The sequence below is a fragment of the Chitinophaga sp. HK235 genome (genome assembly GCF_018255755.1).
In the GTDB taxonomy this organism is placed as follows: Bacteria; Bacteroidota; Bacteroidia; order Chitinophagales; family Chitinophagaceae; genus Chitinophaga.
This window is the reverse complement of record NZ_CP073766.1, coordinates 4,676,353-4,701,410: the sequence shown is the minus strand read 5'-3', so window position 1 is coordinate 4,701,410 and position 25,058 is coordinate 4,676,353. Positions and strand designations below refer to the sequence as shown.

Below are 25,058 nucleotides of genomic sequence, written 5' to 3'. Positions count from 1 at the left end.
TGCCCAGCGCTCCGGCTTCTGCCGGAACGCTGGCATGATTTGTCTATTCCATCAGTTCCCTGTTGCCTACCCACACAAACCGTTTGATAATAAATTCCTGGTTGGTAAAGCTGGCATTGCCTGCTGGATTACCACCAGAGACGTGGAAATCGGAGAAGGCCGCATGCTGATTTACCCAGATAAAACCGGTGAGATTAAATGAAACAGGTGTAAATACACTGTTCATTTCATCGGTTATCATTTCTTTGGTAGCACTGTCGGTGGTATAAGCCGCACAGGTGATGGCACCGTGATTCCGGGCCATCTGTTTGGCGAGCTGGATGGAATGAGCGGTGTCTTTGGTTTTGATGACCAGCACCACCGGACCAAAAAGCTCTTTTTCGTAAATATTGTTATCAGCACTGGTGACTTCCAGAATGGCTGGTGCCATTACCCTGGCGTTGCTGAATTCTTCATTGTTAACGGTAGTACTTGCCAGCACTACCTTTCCACCCAGCTGCTGTGCTTCTTGTACACGTGTAGCAGTAGCTTCATTCTGCAGCGCACCCAATGTTCCGGGACCCATTTTTGGATTAGTAACAAGGGCTACCACCGCATCTTTGAACCGCTGTACCACTTCGTTGAAACTTACATGGCCTGCTGCAGTGGAAATCCCTGTTTCCGGAATAAAGAAGTTCTGCGGAGCTGTACACATCTGGCCGGAATAAAGGCTCACAGAGAATGCCAGGTTTTGAATAACAGCGTCCAGGTCTTTCACACTGTCCAGCAGTACAGAATTGACACCGGCTTTTTCTGTGAAGACGGTTTTACCGGGTAAAGACTCTACATAATTACCGAAAGCACTGCTGCCGGTGTAATCGATCAGCTGTACATCCGGATGTTCTGCCAGTTTTTTGGCAATAAGGTTATCGGAACTGTCTGCTGCCAGCTGGCACAGATGAGGATCATAACCGTTTTCCTGTAATACCTGTTGTATAGCACCTACAGCAATAGCAATAGGCAGAATAGCCCGGGGATGAGGTTTTATGATGACCGGGTTACCAGTGATCAGATCTGCATACACTCCAGGCAATGTGTTCCATACCGGGAATGTGGAACAGCCGATCACCACGCCAACTCCTTTGGGAATAGCCCTGAAGGCTTTTTTCAGGCGGATGGTGGTTTTGCCCATTGGTTTTTCCCATTCCAGCTCGGAAGGGTACCGTTGCAGTTCATGATAGCCGGTGGCAATTGCTTCGAGTGCACGGTCATTGGCATGCGGACCGGAAGCCTGAAAGCTCATCATGAAGCTCTGCCCGGTAGTATGCATGGTAGCATTGGCAATATCAAAAAAGTAATCCTTGATTCGTTCAAGCGTTTCCGTTAGTACGGCCGCTCTTTCCCTGACATCAGTACGGCTCCATTGGTGGCCGGCTGCGATGGCTTTTTTTACCAGGTCATCTATTGCAAAGATGGGATAGGTAACACCCAGTACTTCCTGGGTATAGGGGGATACTTCTTCACCCACCCATCCGGTTTCACCGGTTTGCAGGAGCTGCCGGAAAGGTTTGTTGAGCAGCTGTTGGTAGCTCTGTACGCCTTTTGCATGGGCTTCCTCTCCGTATGCTTTGGGATGCTCCGGGAAATGCGAATAGAAGGTTCTTGCGTGATTCGCTTTAACAGCGGCATCAATCGTGTTTTGGTGTTTCGTAACGAGCATATTCAGATTTTGAGATTATGGTGGCCCCGGGGCCAGGCCCCGGGATATAATTGTTTTCGCGAAAACGACCTTAATCATGCTGCTGACACTTCACTCACTACTGCTGGCCATTAATATCCTGCGTTGATCAGCGTAAATTTACCATCGTTATAATACTCATCAGGTCTGGGTTTCAAAGGGTGATTCTGCTGATATTTCAGAAAATCATCGTAATCCTGCTTATGCAGTGTTATCCATGCTTTATAGGCAGCCTGGTTGGCGGCAGGGCCAAACAACCAGTGGTTGTAGGATTCAAACATGCCCTGTTGCAGCATCTTCTGCTGGAAATCAAAGAGCGAATATGGATAGTTGCCACTTTGATTACTGTACCAGTCCAGCAGAAAACGGGTGCGCGCCATGATCAGTGCATCAGGATCCACACCGCCTGTAATCACGCTCAGCTGCTTACCCAGGCATTGTTTGTAGGCCTGAATAAAACCGTCCTCACTTCTTCCTTTCCTGCTTTTCTTTCCTTCTTCTTCCGGTACCATACTGTCCAGCAGGGAAGGATCATTGAATAATCTTTTGTAGGATTCCAGCACTATATTTCTGACCTCAGCAGTACGGGTGGTAAAGCTCTCCATGTTCATGAAGATCTCGCCATATATGATACTCCACAACGGTGTATTGCTGTAATAATATGTTTTAACAGCATTGTAATAGTTGCCCGGAAATCCGGGGTCCTGTTCAATACCTTTTAGCCAGCTGCGTAAAGCGGCATCGTACATTTTGAATCCCATCTGGAGACTGCCGTTGTCATTATACAGTTCTCCGCTGTTGGGAAATTTACGTAGTGCTTTATCGTACATCTTCTGTACGGTCTTCCATTCTTCCCGGCCCTTATAAATGTTTCCTGCAATCTGAAATACCTGCACGTCCGCTTCTTTTTTGCTGAGCAGCGGTTCTATTACGCTCTTCGCTTTGTTAAGATCTCCTTTCAGATAAAAGGTAAAGCCGAGTTGTTTCCGGAATTCAAAATTATCCGGCTCCAATTGTAAAGCCTGGTTCAATACCAGTACGGCATTGGAGTAATCTCCATTGCGCATGAAATTGGTGGCGGTATTGTACAACTCCCTTGCATCCTGCGCCATTGTCACCTGTGAAAATAATACCCCCGCAACAAAAACTGTTTTCAATAAAGAAGACCTCATATGCATTCCTGTCTGTCGTTTGTTGTAAAAGTAAGGAAAATGGGGTAATGTCTCATCAGGTCAACCTCCGGGCTTGCCGTAATATTTCCAGTCCCGATGGGTTACAAATGAGTAAAAAATCATATTTATGTGACTGCTCCGCAGTGGGTGTGACGATAGACCCAGGCATAGTGGAAGCCCATGATCAGCGGGATACTGAAAGGAAATATCGTTAAAGATAGAGGTACAGTAACAGGCAGGGGGGAAAATCTCCCCTGGCCAATTATGGGCAGGGGAGAGAATATGATTATATTTTAAATTACGTGGGTGATCAGGCCGTCGCGCAGTTTGGGCTCGAACCATGTGCTTTTGGGCGGCATCACATTACCACTGTCGGCAATATCAAACAGTTGCTGTATAGTAACGGGATACAGGGCAAAAGCTACTTTCATCTCGCCGCTGTCTACCCGTTTTACGAGTTCCTGCAGACCGCGGATACCGCCTACGAAGTCGATGCGTTTGTCAGTACGCTGGTCTTTGATGCCCAGGTGTTTGTCCAGGATATTGTTGGAGAGGATGGTTACATCCAGGATGCCGATAGGATCGGTAGTGTAAGTACCTTCTTTGGCAACCAGGCGGTACCAGGTTCCTTCCAGGTACATGCCGAATTCATGGAGCATAGACGGATGTTGGGGCTGGTGGCCGATTTCTTCTACGGTGAAGTCGTAATCGAGTCGGGACAGCAGGTCTGCTTTGCTCAGGCCATTGAGGTCTTTTACCAGACGGTTATAATCCAGAATGGCCAGCTGGCTGGCGGGGAAGATGGTGGTCAGGAAGTAGTTGACCGGATTTTCCACAGAAGTGATTTTCCCTTTTTCCTGGAATTCTTTCTGTACCAGGCTGGCGGAGGCAGCACGGTGGTGACCGTCGGCGATGTAGGTGCAGGGCACTTTTTCGGCGAACAGGGTAGTGATCTCCTGTACAGTAGCCGGGGTGTTGATCACCCAGATGGTATGCTGGATGCCATCGTCGGCAGTGAAATCGTAGGTAGCTTTGTTTTGTTGCTGCCAATGGTCGATCAGTGCATTCATTTCGGGCACGTCGTTGTAGGCGAGAAACACGTTGCCGGTTTGGGCTTGTGTGGTCTTGATATGGTTAATACGGTCCAGCTCTTTATCAGGGCGGGTAAACTCATGTTTTTTAATGATGCCTTTGTTATAGTCATCAACAGAGGAGGCGCATACCAGACCTGTCTGGGAGCGGCCGTTCATAACAAGTTTGTAGATGTAGTAGGCGGGTTGTTCTTCCTGAAACAGTACGCCTTCTTTCACCAGCTTTTGCAGGTTTTCCGCTGCTTTATCATATACCTGCTGGCTGTGGGAGTCTGTTCCTTCCGGCAGGTCTATTTCAGATTTTGAAACATGATAGTAGGAATGCGGGTTACCGGCAGCTGCCGCTTTAGCTTCTTCCGAACTGAGCACGTCATAAGGCCTTGCAGCTACTTTTGCCGCCAGTTCTTCCTTGGGTCTTAATCCTTTAAAAGGTCTGATAATAGCCATGGTTGAGATGTGGGTGAGGAGGTAAAAATAATAATAAAAATCAATGCCCGCAAAGTCATAAAAAAGCAAAGAGCGCAAGGGGGCCTGTTTTTTCAAACACCTTTGCACTCTTTGTTATATATGACTTTGCAGGCACTGTTATGCTTTCTTCAGCGAGAAATATTTCATGGCTTCCACCATAACTTCCACGCTTTCATAGGGCAGTGCATTGTACATGGATACGCGGAAACCACCAGACAGGCGGTGACCTTTGATACCCACGATATCTTCTTTTTTACAGAATTTCAGGAATTCTTCTTCCATCTCCGGTTTGTCCATGATGAAGCAGGCGTTCATCTTGCTGCGGTCTTCCTTGGCCACGGTGCCGCGGAACAGCGGGTTGTGGTCAATTTCGTCGTACAGCAGGGCTGCCTTTTTATCATTCATCTTTTCGATGGCTGGTATACCGCCCTGCTCTTTCAACCAGCGAAGGGTGAGCATGGAGATATATACCGCAAATACGGGTGGGGTATTCAGCATGGACCCGTTTTCTATATGGTTTCTGTAATCCAGTATAGCCGGGATTTTGCGGGTTACTTTACCCAGCATGCTTTTGCGGATGGCTACCATGGTAGCGCCGGCTGCACCCATGTTCTTCTGAACACCGGCATAGATCAGCGAATACTTGTTGAAGTCCATGGTACGGCTCATGATGTCACTGCTCATGTCCGCAATCAGGGGTACGTCTGTTACCGGGGTCATATGCCACTGTGTACCATAGATGGTATTGTTTGTGGTAATGTGCAGGTAACTGGCCTGCTGGGGGATGTTGAATTGTTTTGGGATGTGGTTGTAGTTACTTTCTTTGGAGCTGGCTACAACATCTACGAAGCCAAACAATTTTGCTTCTTTAATGGCCTTGTTGGACCATACGCCGGTGTCTACATAAGCGGCTGTTTCACTGCTTTCCAGCAGATTCATAGGCACCTGCATAAACTGCGTGGTAGCACCGCCATGTAAATAAAGCACCTCGAAGTCGTCATCAAGCTGCATCAGTTCCCTAACCAGGCTACGCGCCTCCTCCATCACCGCAATAAACGGTGCTGTTCTGTGACCTATTTCCAGTATGGACATCCCCGAACCTTCAAAGTCGATAAGGGCTTTACTGGCTTTGTATAGTACCTCGTTGGGCAATACAGAAGGACCTGCGTTAAAATTATGCACCTTCATGTTACGATCTAGATTAAATTCATTTTTTGATCTTTCCACTTTGTTTTGGTTTTTCTAAGGAAACGGAAAAAAAACGGCACGGGTGTTTTAAAACCTGTAAGGCGCGTGGTGTAGGATAGGTTAAAAAGATGGTGGAAACAAAGATAAAATTTCTTTTCCAGAATTTCAGTATCAGGCTAAATATTTTAGCCGATTATTCCTGTCTGCCCAACATCTGGCCCTCTGTCCACCGTCGTTGCAACTGTTCAATCTCCTGTAACTCGCTTTCAGTAAGGGCTGTATGCTGAAGCTCCTGGAGTGGCGGCTGGCCTGCATTTACCCAGGCAGTATACCAGCAGGCAGCCACAGCAGCGATCGCCTGCTTCATTCTCCGGGATACCATATCACCCAGCAACTGCTGATAAGCTTTCGTATACCCTTCAGCGTAAGTCCTTGTTAACACACCGTTCCTGATCTCATATGCATAACGTTGCGATGCAGGCATCTGTTCACGCAGCAGCCTTTCTTTTTTCAATACCGTATCGGCCGCAAGTCCGCTACTGGTCACTATCTGCCACACATACGCCCGCCAGTCTGCAATGTACCGTGCCTTGCCGGCCCAATAGTCAAACTCCTCATCGGCCAGCAACTCCGGTATCCGCGATTCCCATAAACCATGAATGCCATGCTGCCCTGTCAGCTGCCCGTTGTGATTGGAACATACATGTAAAGGCACATGAGCGTCTGCAAGATAATGCCCGGCTTCTGCTGAAAGTTGCAGTATACGTTGCTGATCACGCTCCCGGAAAGCCTTGGTCAGCATCGCCATCATCTTCTCCAGATGCCAGGGCAGTATGCCGTTCCGCTGTAATGAATCAGCGCCATAACGTGCCACAGCCTCCTGCCAGCTACGGGGGATCTGCCGGTACGGCGGCTTGTCAAAGACATCAATATCCAGATAATGCCGGGGAGCCTCTGCAGCTACCATATACCGACGCTTGTCCGGATCAGTGGCATGCACCCGGATGTACTCCAGATAAGGCTTGTATAAAACCATCATCTCCGGTGGCAAACAAAACACCGCCAGCCGATTGATCCGCTCATGGGCAAAAAAGCCCCATCCATAGGCCTTCCCATGGCAACCGGCAAAAACAATAAAACTTATAGTGAAAACAATCAGGGTACGGGTTAACATAACAAACAATTTTAGGGTATCTCAAATATAAGTCATTTAGTTATTTAGGCATTTGATTATTATTTCGCTCCAATCAAATGCCTAAATAACTAAATACCTGAATGACTAAATATTTGTTACCCCGCCGCTTACGGCAAACTTCATCGCTTCGCCGGCAGATATGTTTTCCAGCGGTTTCACTCGCTCCTTGGGAACAATAAATACTTTACCGGTAATAGCATATGCATGTGGTACATATACGGCCATATAACCTTCCATACCCAGACTGCTCACATCTGTCTGCGTGATGAATCCCATCTCCCACACATCTATCCCGTAAATCTGCACCAGCACAGGATGATCAAATTTTTTCTTCTCACCCACAAATGCATCAAACACATCTTTGATGGAAGTATAAATGTACTTGATAAAAGGAGTACGCTCCAGCAGATGATCAAACAAATCGAAAATCCGCCCTATAATAAAGGAGGAGCTCAGATAACCCACTACTACGACCAGTATCAGTACCAGCGCAAAACCTACCCCCTTGTATTTTAGGAAGCTATAGGAACCTTCAGCAGGAATGATCTCCTTCGGAATAATATTATCAATCGTAACAAACGCCCAGTATAATGTTAGTGCAGTGATCCCGATAGGGGCCAGTATCAGCAGGCCCTGAAAGAAATACCGCAACAAACGGGACGCAAACACTTTAAACTTGAGTTTCGGTGACATGGTAAAAGGAATGAGGCACAAAATTATACAAATAAGCGGAAGATTGTTGCCCTGTTTCATTACCCCTTTTGCCAGAAAACAGATGTTGCCACATGTAAAAAATAATTACTGGAAACTTTGGAAGTTTAAAAAGTTTCCATAGTTTTGTCTTGCATTCAAAGCCTGTTAAAGCACTAGCCTTATGGAAACGCAGGAACGTATTATGGACACGGCTTTCAGCCTGTTTCGTCAATATGGCACCCGGTCTATCACAATGGATGACATAGCCGAAAGGATGGGCATCTCCAAAAAAACTCTCTACGCCCATTTTATGGATAAAGACGATCTGGTCTTTCAGGCCATCACTCGCTTTATCAACATCGTCGGCCAGGAATGTCTGACAGACCGCGAAAAATCAACAGACGCCATCCAGGAATTATTCCTTGTCATGGAAATGCTGGACAGACGGCTGCGAAACATGAACCCCGTGATCCTGCTCGACCTGCAAAAATTCCATGCCCGGGCATACCAGGTTTTTCTCGACTATCAGAACAATTCACTGACCAGTATGATCCGCGAAAATCTGGAACGCGGTATCCAGGAAGGACTCTACAGACCGGACCTAGACATCAGAATATTAACGCAATACCGCGTATACGGCTGCATGCTCAGCTTCCAGCCGGAAACGTTCCCAGGCAACTCAGACATGACCAGGGTACAAAAAGTATTGCTGGAGAATTACCTGTACGGAGTAGCATCCGCCAAAGGTTTTAAGCTTATAGAAAAGTACAAACAACTATCGCTAAACATATAATACTATGCAACTATTCAAAAGGCTCACCGGCATGGTTTCCATGGTGGGACTGTTGACCCTGGCCCTCTCCGCCGGCGCCCAGACAGTTTCACAGGAACCCATACGGCTGTCTGCCAAAGAAGCTGTAGACTACGCCCTGGCTAACCAGTCGGCCGTTAAAACGGCCAAACTGGACCAGCTGATTCAGCTGGCCAAAAACAAGGAAGTCAGCGGTCTGGCACTGCCTAATGTAGCTGGTACCGGGCAATACCAGTACAACCCGATCATTCAGAAACAAATGTTTAACATGAAGAACTTTGGCGCACCCAAAGATTCCTTCACCGTGGTGTCTTTCCAGCTCCCCCAAAACCTCATGGGTGAAGTAAGACTCACACAAACCCTCTTCGATCCCAGCGTACTCGTTGCCCTCCAGGCCCGTAAAACACTGGAAGAACTCGTGGCCCAGAATGTTACCAAATCACAGATCGATGTGAAAGCCAGCGTGTATAAAGCCTATTACAACGTACTGTCTGCCAACAAAGCGCTTTCCATCCTCTCCAACAATATCAATACACTGGAAAAACTGCTCAGCGATACCAGAGAGATCTATAAAAATGGTCTCGTGGAAAAACTCGATGTAGACAGGCTGGTAGTACAATTCACCAACCTCCAGACAGAACAGACCAAACTCCGTAATCTTATCGAACTCGGTATAGCCGCCCTCAAATATCAGATGGGCATGCCATTGCAACAGCCTATAACGCTGACGGATACACTCTCTACCGAAAGGATAGCTGAAAACATCAGCGATATAGATAAATTCGACTACTCACAACGGATCGAATACCAGTTGCTTCAGTCACAGAAAAAAGCCAATGAATACGATCTGAAAAGATATCGTATGAAAGCGCTGCCTTCCCTGCAACTCTTCGCTGCCACCGGCGCCCTGCGCGGCAGCGACAGATTCGACTACCTGAAAAGCCAGATGTGGTACGGTTATATCAACACCGGCCTTAACCTCTCCGTTCCCATCTTCAGCGGTATGCAACGCAGAAGACAGGTAGATCAGGCTCTCCTCGCCGTGAAAAAAAGTGAAGTGGCCATCGAAAACGCCAAACTGGGTATAGACCTCGAAAGAGAACAGTCTGCCTCCACTTTCCGCAACAACGTGCTCACCCTCGAGGCGCAGGAAAAAAACATGAAACTCGCAGAAGATGTGCATAACACCACCCAGATCAAATACCGGGAAGGTGTGGGATCCAGCCTGGAAATGACTACCGCCGAAAATGACCTGCTGACCGCACAGAACAATTATTTCTCCGCACTGTACAACGCCATCGTGGCCAGGATCGACCTGCTGAAAGCTTATGGCAAATTATAGTGTAAACCCATTTTTAATCACCTTTCACTACTAATAATATGAACAAAAGATATGCTTTCATGGTCCCTGCGCTCGCTGTCATCATCGCTGCCTGCGGTGGCGGAGGCAATAAAGCCCAGCAACTGGAAAAACTGAAACAGGAAAGGGCTGCACTCGATACCAAAATTGCTGCCCTGGAAAAGGAAGCCGGTAAGAAAGACACCGTAGAAAGAATGAAAGATGTGACCATTGCCGAATTAAGAGATACCTTGTTTGAACACTATATCGACGTACAGGGCAGTGTAGACGCCCGCGAAAACGTAAACGTTTCCGCCCGCGTGCCCGGTGTGATCACCGCTATCCATGCAAAAGAAGGACAACACGTGGCTCAGGGCCAGACACTGGCACAGGTTGATGATCAGGTGCTGAAAGCCAATATGGCCGAACTCCGCACCCAGATGGACCTCGCCAATACCCTCTTCGAAAAACAGAAAAATCTCTGGTCACAGAAAATAGGCTCTGAAGTACAATACCTCAACGCCAAAAGCCAGAAAGAAGCACTCGATAGAAAAATGGCTACCCTCCAGGACCAGCTGGCACAAATGCGTATCATTGCACCTATCAGCGGTACTGTGGACGCTGTAATCGCCAAAGTAGGCGACAATGCTGCACCCGGCGCTCCAGCCTTCCGCGTGGTAAATGCCAATAATCTGAAAGTGATGGCTAACGTAGCGGAAGCCTACGCCGGCCTCCTCAAATCAGGAGACCCTGTAGTCCTCTCTTTCCCCGATATCCAGCGCGAAATAAGAACCAACATCAGCTTCGCTTCCAGGACTATCGATCCGCTCAGCCGCACCATCAAAATTGAAGTGCCGCTCAAACCAGACAATGCCCTGCGTCCCAACATGATCGCACATATCAAAATAGTAGACTATACTGCTTCAAAGGCTGTAGTGGTACCGGTAAACGTTATCCAGTATTCTTCCGGTAAACCTTATGTAATGGTGGCCGAATCCAAAAATGGCAAGCTGTCTTCCCAACGCAGGGCCATCGAAATGGGGCGCACCTACAACGATAAGGCTGAAATCAAAGACGGACTCAAAGCAGGAGACAGGATCATCACCACTGGATACCAGGGGCTGAACGATAATGACCTGATCAAATTGTAATGCTGACCACTAACAGCCAAAACCAAGTTTATGCAAGACAATCTCCATAAAGAATTTAAACCCACCAGCTGGGCCATCGATAATAAGGTGAGCATCTATGTGGCCACCATTATCATCGCGCTGGCGGGTATTCTTTCATATAACAGCCTGCCCAAGGAACAGTTTCCTGAAGTAGTGTTCCCGCAGTTCTTTATCAATACTGTGTATGCCGGTACTTCTCCGGAAGACATGGAAACACTGGTGACCAAGGTCATTGAGAAAGAGCTCAACGGTATCTCCGGCGTAAAGAAGATCAAAAGCACTTCCATGCAGGACTTCTCCGCCATCATCATCGAATTCAATGCCAACGAAGATATCGAAGCTGCCCGCCAGCAGGTGAGGGAAAAAGTGGATGACGCCAAAAAAGACCTGCCCAAAGACCTGACCCAGGAACCGCAGATCATTAAAATGGATGTATCCCAGATACCGATCATGAACGTAAACCTCTCCGGTGATTTCGACCTGCAAACACTCAAACGTTATGCAGACGATATGAAAGACCGCATCGAGGCGCTTAATGAAATCACCCGTGTAGACCTGGTAGGGGAGCTGGAAAGAGAGATACAGATCAATGTCGATAAATATAAAATGGATGCCGCCAGAATCGGCTTTGAAGATATCGTTGGTGCCATCCAGGGTGAAAACATCACCATTTCCGGCGGTCTGGTGTCTATGGACGGCCAGAAACGTACCCTCAGCGTAAAAGGTGAATACAAGGATCCTGCCCGCATCGGCAACATCATTGTCCGCGGACAGTCCGGTGCCACCGTATACCTCAAAGACGTGGCCGATGTAGTAGACGGCTTCCTGGAACAGGAAAGCTATGCCCGCCTCGCCGGTAAAAACGTGATCACCCTCAACGTGATCAAACAAAGTGGTAAAAACCTGATCGACGCATCTGATAAGATACAGGCGATCAAAGCCGACATGGAAGCCCACTACTTTCCGAAAGGACTGAATGTGACCATCACGGCCGACCAGTCTAAATCCACCCGCGTTACCCTGCATGACCTGATCAATACCATTATCATCGGCTTCATCCTGGTAACCCTCATCCTCATGTTCTTCATGGGTGCGGTAAATGCTATTTTCGTGGCGCTCTCTGTGCCCATCTCCATGTTCATCGCCTTCCTGCTGATGCCGATGTATGGCTTCACCCTCAATATGATGGTGTTGTTCTCCTTCCTGCTGGCATTGGGTATTGTGGTGGATGATGCGATTGTGGTGATAGAGAACGTACACCGTATTTTTAATGAACGAAAAGACCTGGGTATAGTAAGAGCAGCCAAGATAGCGGCGGGAGAAGTGTTTCTGCCGGTATTGTCAGGAACCCTGACGGTGCTGGCGCCATTCGTACCGCTGTTATTCTGGCCAGGTGTAATCGGTAAGTTCATGTTCTTCCTGCCGGTAACCCTCATCACTACGCTGGGCGCTTCCCTGGTAGTAGCCTATATCATTAACCCTGTGTTTGCGGTCGACTTCATGGATCGGCATGAAGGGGAAGGTCATCCTAAACCTAAGTTTGACCGTAAGTTCAAAATACTGACCGGCGTATTCGCGGCACTGGCGCTGATTGGCTATGCTAACAGCAGGGGAGTGGGTAACTTCGTGATTTTCGCCTACCTCATGATCCTGGCGGAACGTTTCTGGCTGGGTAATGTGGCACGCCGCTTCCAGAATGAATTCTGGCCCAAAGTACAGGAACGTTACAAACAGGTATTGAAATGGTGTCTGGTGGGCTGGCGTCCGATATGGATCCTGGTAGCTACTTTCGCCCTGCTGATATTCAGCATTATCCTTACCGGCATCCGCAATCCCAAAGTGGTATTCTTCCCGCAGGCAGATCCCAACTTTATCTATGCTTACATAGAGCTGCCTAACGGTACCGGCCAGAAATACACAGATTCCATCACCAGCATTGTAGAAAAGCGTATTACAAAAGTGGTGGGTCCTAACAATCCGATCGTGGAGTCTATCATCTCCAACGTGGCCAAAGGTGCCGGAGATCCTTCCCAGATGGACATGAGCACCCAGCCGCAGAAAGGCAAGGTGACCGTAGCCTTCGTGGAATTCGGCGCCAGAAACGGACAATCGACCGTACAATATCTGGAGAAGATTCGTAGTGCCGTAAAAGGTATACCCGGTACCAATATTACCGTGGAACAGGAACAGGGAGGTCCTCCTACCGGTAAACCGATCAATATCGAAATCACCGGCGATAACTTCGATGAGCTGACCAATTCTTCGTTCAGACTTAAACGTTATCTCGACTCCCTGCATATCGACGGGGTGGAAGAGCTGAAGAGCGACTTTGAGGCCAACAAACCTGAAATAGTTGTCAGCATCGATCGTGAAAGAGCTAACAATGAAGGTATCTCTACCCGTCAGATCGGTGGGGCCCTGCGTACTGCTCTTTTCGGGTTCGAAGCTTCCAAGATCAGAGACGCCAAAGATGAGTATAAGATCATGGTAAGATTACGCGAAGATCAGCGTAATAATATCAACAACCTGATGAACCTCAACCTGGTATACAGGGATATGAATATGGGCGGAGCTGTTCGTCAGGTGCCGCTGTCGGCTGTGGCAGACGTTCACTATTCCAATACCTATGCGGGTATCAAACGTAAAGACCAGAAAAGGGTGATCACGTTGTACTCCAACGTATTGACTGGCTTTAATGCCAATGAGGTGGTGCAGCATATACAGACAGCGCTGACAGGCTTCAGTCATCCTAACTCCGTGACAATCAAGATGACCGGTGAGCAGGAAGATCAGATGGAGACCATGAACTTCCTCATGATGGCCATGCTGGGCGCTTTCGGGCTGATCCTGATGATCATGGTGACGCAGTTTAACTCCATTGGTCGCCCGCTGGTAATTTTTATGGAAATTCTTTTCAGTATCATAGGGGTATTCCTTGGCTTCAGCATCTTTAAGATGGATATCTCCATTGTAATGACCGGTGTAGGTATTATGGCACTGGCAGGTATCGTGGTGCGTAATGGTATAGTATTGGTGGAGTTTACGGATCTGCTGGTAATGCAGAATATGCCGATATATGAAGCAGTGGTGGAAGCGGGCAAAACCCGTATGACACCAGTACTGCTGACAGCTATTGCGGCGATCCTGGGGCTGATTCCGCTGGCAGTGGGGCTTAACATCGACTTTGCCACCCTGTTCAGTAATTTCAACCCTCATATTTTCTTCGGAGGTGATAACGTAGCATTCTGGGGCCCGCTGGCATGGACGATGGTGTACGGATTGATTTTTGCCACCTTCCTCACCCTGATCCTGGTGCCGGTGATGTACGCCATGAACAAGCGTTCCATTGACGTACTCGACAGATATGGCATGCCGCGGTCACTGAAGTATGTGCCGTTCCTGGTGCTGGTATTAAAATTATTTATGAAGAAGGAAGAGGTGAAGAAGCTGCATGATCCTAAGTATCTGTCGCCCAAGCCTTACAACTTCTTTCCGTCTCCTGAAGCAGAGCAGGAGGAAGAGATGCTCCGGAAAAATTCCAAGAAAGTAGACGGAGTATCAGTGAATTAGACTCGATAAGTACATTTTTTAGTAATACAGTGTAACAGTTGTAGGTTAACAGTCTCCGTCCTGATTCTTCAGGACGGATTTTTTTTTGTATATTGTGGATGAAACCATATTTTTAGGTTATTAACAAATTTTAACAATCGGAATGGTGGGCAATTCGATAGCTATTGTTACTTTTGACCCTTCAGAGCGTTCACGTTACTAGCTATATACCTTATATACCATTATCATTGGAATTAAACTTTGACATAAACGGTCTGTTTTAAACAGTTATATAGGTTTGCCTGTTTTATTAAGATTATCGGTATAGAGAAAGACACAGGTATCACAGAGAGATACATTCAGCCATTAAAATATGAAGACTGGCAAAAGATTGGAAGACCATGGAGTACGTAGCAACCTTAGCATTTGCTAAAGAGCAGGACCGGCAGGATCCATTAAATAAATTCAGGGAGCAGTTTTATTTTCCCCAACGCAAAGGAAAGGACGCAATTTATTTATGTGGCAATTCACTCGGGTTACAGCCTAAAAATGTAAAAGCAGCCATAGAACAGGAATTGGCCGATTGGCAACAGTGTGCCGTAGAAGGGTACTGGGGTGCCAAAAATCCATGGTTGTATTATCAGCAATATTGCAGCAGGCCTTTGACAAGTATTTTAGGGGCCAGCCAGCAGGAGTTAACAGTGATGAATACACTTACTGTTAATCTTCATTTGATGATGTTAAGTTTTTACAGGCCAACCAAACAGCGGTTTAAAGTGTTAATGGAAGCAGGGGCTTTCCCAAGCGACCAATACGCAGTGGAAACGCAGGTCAGATATCATGGTTTTGACCCGGAAACAGCCATCATCGAGGTTTCACCCAGAAGTGGTGAACGTTTGATAAGATTAGAAGATATTTTAGAGATAATTAATAGAGAAAGTGATAGCTTAGCATTAGTTTTATTAGGAGGGATTAATTATTATACCGGACAATATTTTGATATACCCGCTATTACAGCAGCAGCACATGATGCAGGCGCTTATGCCGGTTTCGATCTGGCACATGTAGCAGGAAATATTCCGGTACAGTTGCACAATTGGGATGTAGATTTTGCCGTTTGGTGTTCATATAAATACCTGAATGGTGGTCCCGGCGCAGTAGGAGGCGCTTTTGTGCATGAAAAATATGCCAGCGACCGCGGATTTCTCCGCCTGGGTGGCTGGTGGGGCAACGAAGAGAGTGCACGTTTTAAAATGGAAAAAGGGTTTGTGCCTAAAAAAGAAGCCGAAGGGTGGCAACAAAGCACCGCACAGGTATTTAACATGGTTAGCCTGAAAGCCTCCCTCGAACTATTTGAAGCAGCCGGTATCGGCGCTTTACGAGACAAAAGCCAGAAAATGACCAGTTATCTGGAGTTTTTGCTGCAGCAGTTGAAAGGCATTAATTTTGAAATTATTACACCTAAAAATTGTAATGAACGTGGCGCACAACTATCTTTGCTGTTCCTAGAAAAAGGAAAAGAGATACATCAGCAAATGACAGATGCCGGTATAATCGTTGACTGGAGAGAACCCGGAGTCATCAGGGTTTCACCGGCGCCGATGTATAACTCTTATCAGGATGTGTTTCATTTTTATGAAATCATAGCAAATATTGCTTCAAACGCTTAATTAAGTAAGATGAATTTTGAGAGAAACGAACGCCCCCGCAGGCCCTACTCTTCTGATACCAACAAAGAGAATGATCCCAACAAGGAGAGAGGTGACTTCAAACCCAACTTAAACAATGAGCGGGAGGGTGGAAAACCCGACTACAACAGTGGAGACACAGAACGTCGTCCACGCACAGAGTACAATCGCGAAGGTGGGTATCGCCCTCGTACAGAGTACAACCGCGATGGCGGTTATAATCGTGAAGGTGGCTATGACCGCGGTAGCGGTGGTGGTGGTTACGATCGCGGCGGTGGTTATGACCGTGGCGGTGGTGGCGGTGGCTACAACCGTGGTGGCGGCGGTTACGATCGCGGCGACCGTGGTGATAACAGCAGCAGCGGCGGTGGATACGATCGCAGTGGCGGCGGTGGTGGATACGACCGTAGCGGTGGTGGTGGTGGTTACGACCGTAGCGGCGGTGGTGGATACGACCGCAGTGGCGGTGGTGGATACGATCGCGGTAGCGGTGGTGGATACGATCGCGGCGGCGGTGGTGGTGGTTACAACCGCGGTGGCGGTGGTGGCTATGATCGCGGTGGCGGTGGTGGTGGATACGATCGCGGCGGCGGTGGCGGTGGCTACAACCGTGGTGGCGGTGGCGGCGGCTACGACCGTGGCGGTGGTGGCGGTGGCTACAACCGTGGTGGCGGTGGCGGCGGCTATGACCGTGGCGGCGGTGGCGGAGGCTACAACCGTGGCGGTGGTGGCGGTGGCTACAACCGTGGTGGCGGCGGCGGCGGTTATGACCGTGGCGGCAGCGGTGGCTACAGACAACAACGCGGAAGGCCTCGTACCGAACCCAGACCTGACAATAAAATATACTTTATAGCACTGCTGCCTACCGCAGAAGTGGGTAAGGAAATCATCAAAATCAAACAGGAATTTGCAGAACAATATGGTCCGATGTATGCACTGAAAGTGCTGCCGCATATCACTCTGCAGGTACCTTTCACAGCTGATCCCGCACTGGAAAAAGCCTTCTGCGATGAACTCACTGAGTTCGCCAAAACACAGGCTCCTTTCGAAGTGTCCCTGAAAGGATTCGGCACCTTCCCGAACAAACAAAATCGTGTACTGTTTATCAACGTGGAAAAAAGCGAGACTATGTCCGCTATGCACCGCCAACTGATCAACTTCCTGCGTAAGGAATTCGGATTCAGTACTATGCTGGCGCGTACAGGCTTTACGCCTCACGTTACCGTGGCCTTCAAAGACCTCACCGACGAACAGTTCAACAAGTCATGGCCAGAATATGAAAACAAGGAATACGAGGCTACTTTCAAAGTAAACAACCTCTACTTCCTCCGTCATAACGGCAAATCCTGGGAAGTACTGCAAAAATGCAAACTGGGCGGCGCCTGATAAATGCCCGTCTTTAAATAACAAAAGGCCCCTGCTACAGCTGCAGGGGCCTTTATTTTTTGATGTATACTGCGAATTACCACAGTCTAACAGTGCAGGCTATACGAAGTTAAATCTTCCTTACTTTCCCGGATCCCTTGATATCTGTTTCTACCCGCCCGGGATTGCCGGAATAAGTCACATTACCACTCCCATAAATACCAACATAAAGTTCATTTTTCACTTTAACCGCATGATCGCCGGACCCTCTGATAGTGATATCAGCCTGTTGAGTATCCAGGTCCATGGCTCCAATATGACCACTGCCGTTGATATCGCTTTTTAATGCGGCCGCGTTACCTTTCACTTCCAGGTTGCCGGAGCCATTGATTTCAGCGTTCAGCTTCTGAACAGCCAGCGTCAGCGCTGCATCAGCACTGCCATCTATCTGGTAGGAAAAAATACTGGCTTGTAAGGTGTCCTTATTATCAAGGTGTCCTGAGCCAGCGAAATTAATGCTTTGGTATTGCCGGCTGTGTACATACACCTGTATCGGCAGATGCCGCTGCAGGAAGACATGGTTTTTCAGCCGGATAAATAAAGTATTGCTGTGGGTGCCTGTTTCAATAGCACCGATGATATTATCTTCCGCCTTGATCTCTACAGCTGCTGTGCTGTCCTGTATCAGGTGCACTTCAAACGGACCGGATATCTCCACCTCCGTAAAAGGAGAGATGTTGCGGGTTTCGGCTACCACATGGCCGGAACCGGCAATGTGATCTCTCGTACAACTGCTTAGAATAAGGGTGAATATTACCAGCATCAGCAGTAGCCAGCTTACACTGAGACTGGTGTAGGTTATGATAGCTTGTTTCTTCATAAAAAAATATGTTTAAGGGGCATTCACAAAAATGACGGCTGAAGAAACAAATACCCCTACAGGTAACCCCAAAAAAATAAGCCGGCCGTACAGACGTACGGAACCGGCTTTTGATTAACCCCTATGAAAACCAACTATTGCTCTAAATAATATCTTTGAATATCCCAATCAGTAAACGCTTGCTGTTTTCTCACATTTGTATCAGTTGCAGGTTTAAGTGTCAGCTGATCGGGTGTTCTGATAAGAGTTTTGCAATTACGGTGCCATAATGCTTTCACATACAGGTCTTTAACAAATCTTTGGGAAGACATTAACAAAACAAAAAAGTCTTCCGGAATCACCGGAAGACTTTTTAAAAAAAGAAGTATTGACAGGGTAAAACTACTTTCTGTTTAATTTGCTTAACAGGCGCAGTATTTCGAGGTACAGCCATACCAGGGTCACCAGCAGGCCAAAAGAAGCGTACCACTCAAAATATTTGGGAGCACCTTGTGCTGCACCTTGCTCAATCATATCAAAATCGAGGATCAGGTTTAATGCAGCAATGCTTACCACTATCAGGGAGAAGCCAATACCAAACAATCCACTACTGTGGATCAGTGGCATATCGATATGGAATAAACGCAGCACCATTGCAATCAGGTAAAAGATACCGATGCCCAGCGTAGCGGTCATCACAATGGATTTAAAACGCTCTGTGGCTCTGATAATACCCGTGCGGTACAATACCAGCATGGCAATGAAAGTGCCGATGGTAAGCCCTACAGCCTGAATAACGATGCCTTGGTAACTTGCATTAAACATGGCGGAAATAGCACCAAGGAAAAGGCCTTCTGCCAGTGCATAGGCAGGGGCCAGATAACCGGACCATTCTTTCTTGAATATGATAACAAGCGCTATGATAAAGCCACCAATTGCACCACCGAATACCATCGGTAATACATTGGAGCTGCCTCTTAAAAATTCGCCATAGGAAAATACCGCTGCTGCCATCAGCATGATCAACAGAAAGGACATTTTGTTAACTGTACCACGAATAGTCATGGTAGCGCCTTCCGCATGAGCAGCCTTGTCGAAAATGCTTTCTTTTAATACAGGGTTGTTCGATTGAAACAGTGCCATAAAAAATAGTTTAAATTTAACGGGATAAAAATACAATTTGATTTGACATCCAGTTCCCGCTATGGATGAATTTGTATTAAAATTAGCATTTATTATTCAATAACCTAGGGTTATCAGCCATAACAAGAAGTAATGCGGATCCCCTTTTTTACTGGTAATAGTCTACTGAAGTTGTGTACTTTTGTAGAGAGATGGATATGATTTTGCGCATATTTGGTGATAACACCTGCCGATTGCCTAAATTTACACCTTAGAAGAGAATACCTTATATCAAAGAATACTTTAAAAGAATAATTAATGCCTAATACTTCGATTCAACAACTGGATGACGTAGTGATAAAATTTGCAGGCGACAGTGGAGATGGGATGCAGTTGACCGGTAGCCAGTTTTCCAATAATACCGCTTTGATTGGGAATGACCTGAGCACTTTCCCGGACTTCCCGGCCGAAATACGGGCCCCGCAGGGTACCCTGGCAGGGGTGAGCGGATTCCAGCTTCATTTTTCTTCCAACAGGATATTTACCCCCGGCGATGCCTGCGACGTGCTGGTAGCCATGAACGCCGCTGCCCTGAAGGCCAACCTGAAAGGTCTCAAAAAAGGCGGTATCATCATTGCCAATACAGACGGCTTCGATAATAAAAACCTCCGGCTGGCCAACTACCCGGAAGGGGTGAACCCACTGGAAGACGGCTCTCTTGTCAATTATCAGGTGCATACCATGGACGTGACCAAAATGACCAGGGAAGCACTGAAAGATACAAGCCTGGGCATGAAAGAGAAAGACCGCGCCAAAAACATGTTTGTGCTGGGCTTCCTCTACTGGTTGTATGACCGTAACATGGACAATACCGAAGCCTTCCTCCAGGATAAATTCGGTAAAAAACCGGAGATCCTGGAGAGCAACCTGCGGGTACTGCGTGCCGGCTACAACTTTGCCGATACTGTAGAAGCTTTCACCACCCGTTACCGTGTGGAAAAGGCCCGTATGGAGCCAGGTACCTACCGCAGCATCACGGGTAACACTGCCCTGGCTTATGGCCTGGTAGCCGCCTCTCAGAAGGCTAATCTGCCTATATTCCTGGGTACTTATCCCATCACACCGGCTTCTGATATCCTCCACGAACTGAGCCGCCTGAAGAACTTCGGTATCCGCACCTTCCAGGCAGAAGACGAAATCGCAGGTATTACCTCCGCTATCGGTGCCTCCTACGGCGGCCATATGGGTATAACCACTACCTCCGGTCCCGGTATGGCACTGAAAGGTGAAGCCATGGGTCTGGCCGTTATGCTGGAAATCCCTCTGCTGATCATTGATATTCAGCGCGGCGGTCCTTCTACTGGCTTGCCTACCAAAACAGAACAATCAGACCTCCTGCAGGCTTATTATGGCCGCAACGGAGAATGTCCGATGCCTATCATATCTGCGTCCACGCCGGCAGACTGTTTCGATGCTATCTTCGAAGCTTTCCGCATCTCCGTGCAGCATATGACCCCCGTAATCTTCCTGAGCGACGGTTACATCGCCAACGGTGCTGAACCCTGGCGTTTCCCGAAAAGTGCCGACCTCCCTGCCATTGAAGTGAAATTCAAAAAGCAGCTGGAAGAAGGGGAAGAGCATTTCCTGCCTTACCACCGCGATGAAAACCTGGTACGCCCCTGGGCTGTGCCTGGTACACCGGGACTGGAACACCGCATCGGTGGCCTGGAAAAGCAGAATATCACCGGTAACGTTAGCTACGACCCTGAAAACCACCAGCTTATGGTGAAAATCCGTCAGGAAAAAGTAGATAAAATCGCTGATCATATTCCTTTACAGAAAATCGAAGTAGGCCCGGAAAAAGGTAAAGTGCTGGTACTCGGCTGGGGATCTACCTTTGGCGCCATTAAAAGCGCAGTGCTCGATCTGCTGGCTGAAGGTCACCAGGTGGCACATGCTCATATCCGCCATATGCGCCCCTTCCCTAAAAACCTGGGCGAAATCCTCCACAGCTACGATAAAGTACTGATCCCGGAAATCAACAACGGTCAACTGATAAAGATCATCCGCGACCAATACCTGATCGATGCGCAGGGATACCACAAAATCATGGGTGTGCCCATCACTAAAAGTGAGCTCATCACTCGTATTAAGGAAATGTTATAATTAATTTTCTGATTTTAATATTTGGTTATTTGAAATGCAATAAAGAGGTTAACAAACACTGTCTTTAATTGCATTTCAAATAATTAGGTAACCAGGCCCATCCCAGTCCCCCAAATCCTGCCGATACCCCCAACCTATTGCCTGTTCAAATCCTCCGGATTTTTTGTATTTTCATTAAGAGGACTATTACAGCTAACTCCTCCTGATGTATTTATTTTTTGGGTTTAAGTTTCTTATTATGAAATGCCTTTTTCGCGTATTGTTAAGCATTGCTATTGTGGCTGTATTGTACCTTCAGACACAGGCCCAGACAACCACTTTTGAAGTCCGGGTTGCCAATCATGCTGTAGGGACACTGGAAGCACATCGTAAGGTAAGTGGCAGTGCTAAGAGCATCACTATTAAAACACGTGTCCAGACATTTCTGGCCAGGGTTAACACTGACATCTTCAACGAGTACAACAACAATGTGCTCACGCTCGCCAAATCCTCCCGGGTAGCGGGTAAAAACGGAGAAGATAAGGAAACTACCACACGTCGTAACGGTAACGATTATACGATTGTGTTAAACGGTGAAAAATCTGTGATAGATAATACAGAGATTGATCACTGTGTGGCAGATCTTTATTTTACAGAACCTAAACAGCTGTCCCGTATCTTCTCAGAAGCCCTGGGACGCTTTCTCACCATCCGTTCACTGGGAGGAGGTCAATATGAGCTGGTGTTGCCGGAAGGGAAGAAAAATATCTACAAATACATGAATGGGGTGCTGGTGGAAGTAGAGGTAAACCACACCTTTGGGAAAGCAGTGCTTGTAAGAAACAGCTGAGGAATTTCTTGATTTAGTTATTTAGATATTTAGGAGAATCACTAAATATCTAAATAACTAAATCTCTAAATCAGGAGACTGTTTTTTCGATGATCTGTCCTGTTTCCTTGTCTTTCAGGATCAGTTTTTTAGCTCCGAAATGGGTCATCTCTTCCTTTACAAGATAGTATTGGTCGTTATAGTCGTTGAGTGTCTGGGCTTTGGTAACACCTTCCTGGCCACGCCATATTTCCAGTTGTACCGGTTCCCATTTTTTGGATGCGGCGCTTTTATAGGCAGCATCGAGGATGGCATTCACTACATAACCATCATAGAAGGTTTCATGCGGAGCAGTGCCACTTTCCATCGCGTTAAACATATCCGTGAACATGTGATTGTATCCCAGTTCATTCAGCTCATCACCTACCGGAAACAGCCAGCCTGAGTTGCTTTCGGCTTTCTCTGCCACATAGTCGGCGCCCTTGCCGGTAGTGAACATATCGAAGCCGGTACGCAGGAAGTTGTTGAGCCAGATAGTGCCTTCCGTGCCCATCACTTCATCACGCAGGTCCAGGCCGCCGCGGAATGTCCAGCTTACTTCAAACTGGCCGATAGCGCCGTTTTCGTATTTTACCAGCCCGATGGCATGATCTTCCGCATCGATCGGTTTTACCTGTGTATCTGCCCAGCACATTACTTCTACCGGTTTGATATCTTTTCCGATAAAGCTACGGCCTATCTCCACGCAATGACAGCCCAGATCGAGGATACAGCCACCGCCGGCCTGTTCCTTGTCCCAAAACCATTCGCTGTGCGGGCCGGGATGAGTTTCCCTCGACTTGGCCCAGAGTATACGGCCTAAAGCACCGGCTTTCACGCTCTGCAGCGCTTTGAGGAACTTGGGCGTATATACCAGGTCTTCGAGGTAACCGTGGAAGATACCGGCTTTTTCCACCGCTTCCAGCATCCTTTTGGCTTCCTGGGCATTACGACCCAGCGGTTTGGTACAGATCACCGCCTTTTTATGCTTGCAACAGAGCAACACAGCTGCTTCGTGCAGGTTGTTGGGAAGCGATATACAAACTACTTCTACCTCCGGACGGGCAATAGCTTCTTCCATATCTACTGTCCAGTGTGCCACGTCGTAGTCGGCAGCAAACTTTTTCGCGCTCTCTTCCCGGCGGGAATAGATACTCACGATTTTATCCCTGCTTCTTTGTCCCTGCAGGGAATCTGCATAAAAACGCCCGATAAAGCCCGAGCCAAGCATTGCGATCTTTGCCATACAGAATACACTGATATTTTGATGTTTTTAGATGCAGAGAGACCGATTATTAAAATGCAGAGGAGGTATAGTGTCCTCCGCTGCACTTTATCGTTCATTATTATTTCTTCTCTAAATCAAACTTCAGCTCCAGGTCGGGAACTGTTTCCTGCTTGTTTTTAAATAAGAGGATAAACATCACTAGCACAACAGCGGCAATACCGGCAGGTATCAGCCAGATGCTATGCCAGTTGTGGCCTTCGGCAGTTTTATACGATTCTACAATAGGACCGGAGATCAGGAACCCGATTAGCATGCCCACACCATAGGTGGCCAATGTTACAAAGCCCTGTGCGGAGCTTTTGAACTCTTCACCTGCCAGTTTATCGGTATAGATCTGCCCGGTAACAAAGAAGAAGTCGTAGCAGATGCCGTGCAACACGATACCAGCGATCAGCATCCAGTAGTTGGAGTCTACATTACCGTAGGCAAACAGCACATAACGCAGCACCCAGGCGAGCATGCCCAGTGCCAGCATTTTTTTAACGCCCAGTCTTACAAAGAAGAGTGGCATTACCAGCATGAAGAAAACTTCAGACACCTGGCCGAGGGACTGTTTACCGGCAGCAGCCGTCATACCGATTTCGTTCAGGTATGGATTGGTGAAATTGTAATAGAAAGCCAGCGGGATGCAGATAGCAATGGAAGCAATGAAAAACAGCAGATAGGAGCGGTTTTTCAGCATCCGGATAGCATCCAGGCCCAGAATTTCCTTTACAGAGATCTGGGTACCTTTCTTTAACGGCGGTGTTTTAGGCAGCGTAAAGCTGAAAAGGCCCAGCAGCAGAGAAGCGCCTGCAGCCATTTTGAAAGTGAGATCCAGCGTGCTGTTTTTCTCCCAGTTGAGCCATCCGATCAGCAAACCGGCCACGATCCAGCCGGCAGTACCAAATACACGGATAGAGGAGAAGTCTTTGCTGGGGTCGCTCATCTGCCGGAAGGAGATAGAGTTTACCAGTGCGAGCGTAGGCATGTAAAGCACCATGTACAACAGCAGGATAGGATAGAAGCTGTCGAAGCTTGTCATACCGGAGCAGGTCCATAATAAGGCGGCTCCGGCCAGGTGGATAGCACCCAGTATTACCTGGGCGGAAATAAAACGGTCCGCAATAATTCCCACAATAAATGGTGCGATCACGGCACCGATGGATTGTGTGAGGAAGGCAACGCTCACCTGGTTGGCGTTGGTGTCCTGCAGATTTTTTAATACGAATGTCCCAAGTGTCACAAACCATGCGCCCCAGATAAAGAACTCCAGGAACATCATGAAGGACAATTGTACTCTTACGGCTGATTTCATAACGGATTTTTAGCTTTATAGAATTGAGTCT

Annotated in this window: 18 protein-coding genes; 8 read left to right on the top strand and 10 right to left on the bottom strand. The window is 47.6% G+C overall.

Annotated elements, in window-relative coordinates; genetic code table 11:
• Positions 1–43: 43 nt before the first annotated feature.
• From paaN to KD145_RS17210, 6 genes are all read right to left on the bottom strand, one after another.
• Positions 44–1,699: a phenylacetic acid degradation protein PaaN gene (paaN, locus tag KD145_RS17235; protein ID WP_212000216.1), complete on the bottom strand. Its 1,656-nt coding sequence runs from the start codon at positions 1,697–1,699 to the stop codon at positions 44–46.
• 110 nt (positions 1,700–1,809) lie between these two features.
• Entirely contained in the window at positions 1,810–2,829 is a 1,020-nt protein-coding gene (locus tag KD145_RS17230; RefSeq protein ID WP_212000215.1) for a lipopolysaccharide assembly protein LapB, read from the bottom strand.
• A 353-nt stretch (positions 2,830–3,182) separates the two neighbouring features.
• Complete coding sequence (locus KD145_RS17225) at positions 3,183–4,505, bottom strand: DUF1015 domain-containing protein (protein WP_249219415.1); 1,323 nt, start codon at positions 4,503–4,505, stop codon at positions 3,183–3,185.
• A 60-nt stretch (positions 4,506–4,565) separates the two neighbouring features.
• Positions 4,566–5,636, bottom strand: a complete 1,071-nt coding sequence (serC, locus tag KD145_RS17220; RefSeq protein WP_212000214.1) for a 3-phosphoserine/phosphohydroxythreonine transaminase — start codon at positions 5,634–5,636, stop codon at positions 4,566–4,568.
• A 193-nt stretch (positions 5,637–5,829) separates the two neighbouring features.
• Positions 5,830–6,810, bottom strand: coding sequence for a zinc dependent phospholipase C family protein (locus KD145_RS17215; protein WP_249219413.1), 981 nt, complete (start codon positions 6,808–6,810; stop codon positions 5,830–5,832).
• Between the two features lie 105 nt (positions 6,811–6,915).
• Positions 6,916–7,524 carry a DUF502 domain-containing protein gene (locus tag KD145_RS17210; RefSeq protein WP_212000213.1) on the bottom strand — a complete coding sequence of 203 codons (609 nt, stop codon included), beginning with the start codon at positions 7,522–7,524 and terminating at the stop codon, positions 6,916–6,918.
• A gap of 181 nt (positions 7,525–7,705) precedes the next feature.
• Between KD145_RS17210 and KD145_RS17205 the strand changes: the two genes are divergently transcribed.
• From KD145_RS17205 to KD145_RS32310, 6 genes are all read left to right on the top strand, one after another.
• The gene (locus KD145_RS17205; protein ID WP_212000212.1) at positions 7,706–8,317 is read left to right on the top strand and encodes a TetR/AcrR family transcriptional regulator; all 612 of its coding nucleotides are present in this window, start codon (positions 7,706–7,708) and stop codon (positions 8,315–8,317) included.
• A gap of 4 nt (positions 8,318–8,321) precedes the next feature.
• Entirely contained in the window at positions 8,322–9,677 is a 1,356-nt protein-coding gene (locus KD145_RS17200) for a TolC family protein (RefSeq protein ID WP_212000210.1), read from the top strand.
• Between the two features lie 38 nt (positions 9,678–9,715).
• Positions 9,716–10,825 (top strand): efflux RND transporter periplasmic adaptor subunit, encoded by a 1,110-nt coding sequence (locus KD145_RS17195; protein ID WP_212000207.1) that lies wholly within the window; start codon positions 9,716–9,718, stop codon positions 10,823–10,825.
• 30 nt (positions 10,826–10,855) lie between these two features.
• On the top strand, positions 10,856–14,416 hold the full coding sequence (locus KD145_RS17190; RefSeq protein WP_212000198.1) for an efflux RND transporter permease subunit: 3,561 nt from the start codon (positions 10,856–10,858) through the stop codon (positions 14,414–14,416).
• A 380-nt stretch (positions 14,417–14,796) separates the two neighbouring features.
• Positions 14,797–16,065 (top strand): kynureninase, encoded by a 1,269-nt coding sequence (kynU, locus tag KD145_RS17185; protein ID WP_212000196.1) that lies wholly within the window; start codon positions 14,797–14,799, stop codon positions 16,063–16,065.
• A gap of 9 nt (positions 16,066–16,074) precedes the next feature.
• Positions 16,075–17,469 carry a 2'-5' RNA ligase family protein gene (locus KD145_RS32310; protein WP_249219411.1) on the top strand — a complete coding sequence of 465 codons (1,395 nt, stop codon included), beginning with the start codon at positions 16,075–16,077 and terminating at the stop codon, positions 17,467–17,469.
• Positions 17,470–17,578: 109 nt separating this feature from the next.
• Here KD145_RS32310 and KD145_RS17175 read toward each other — a convergent pair whose 3' ends face one another.
• Positions 17,579–18,328, bottom strand: coding sequence for a head GIN domain-containing protein (locus tag KD145_RS17175; protein ID WP_212000194.1), 750 nt, complete (start codon positions 18,326–18,328; stop codon positions 17,579–17,581).
• A 381-nt stretch (positions 18,329–18,709) separates the two neighbouring features.
• A complete protein-coding gene (locus tag KD145_RS17170) occupies positions 18,710–19,450 on the bottom strand; it encodes a Bax inhibitor-1/YccA family protein (protein WP_212000193.1) in 741 nt (246 codons plus the stop codon).
• A 297-nt stretch (positions 19,451–19,747) separates the two neighbouring features.
• Between KD145_RS17170 and KD145_RS17165 the strand changes: the two genes are divergently transcribed.
• Both KD145_RS17165 and KD145_RS17160 read left to right on the top strand, forming a co-directional pair.
• Positions 19,748–21,595: a 2-oxoacid:acceptor oxidoreductase subunit alpha gene (locus KD145_RS17165; RefSeq protein ID WP_212000191.1), complete on the top strand. Its 1,848-nt coding sequence runs from the start codon at positions 19,748–19,750 to the stop codon at positions 21,593–21,595.
• A 238-nt stretch (positions 21,596–21,833) separates the two neighbouring features.
• Positions 21,834–22,424 (top strand): DUF6134 family protein, encoded by a 591-nt coding sequence (locus KD145_RS17160; protein ID WP_212000189.1) that lies wholly within the window; start codon positions 21,834–21,836, stop codon positions 22,422–22,424.
• 70 nt (positions 22,425–22,494) lie between these two features.
• Here KD145_RS17160 and KD145_RS17155 read toward each other — a convergent pair whose 3' ends face one another.
• Together KD145_RS17155 and KD145_RS17150 are read right to left on the bottom strand one after the other, a co-directional pair.
• Positions 22,495–23,688 (bottom strand): Gfo/Idh/MocA family protein, encoded by a 1,194-nt coding sequence (locus KD145_RS17155; RefSeq protein ID WP_212000187.1) that lies wholly within the window; start codon positions 23,686–23,688, stop codon positions 22,495–22,497.
• A gap of 100 nt (positions 23,689–23,788) precedes the next feature.
• Positions 23,789–25,027: a nucleoside permease gene (locus tag KD145_RS17150; RefSeq protein ID WP_212000185.1), complete on the bottom strand. Its 1,239-nt coding sequence runs from the start codon at positions 25,025–25,027 to the stop codon at positions 23,789–23,791.
• Positions 25,028–25,058 lie beyond the last annotated feature (31 nt).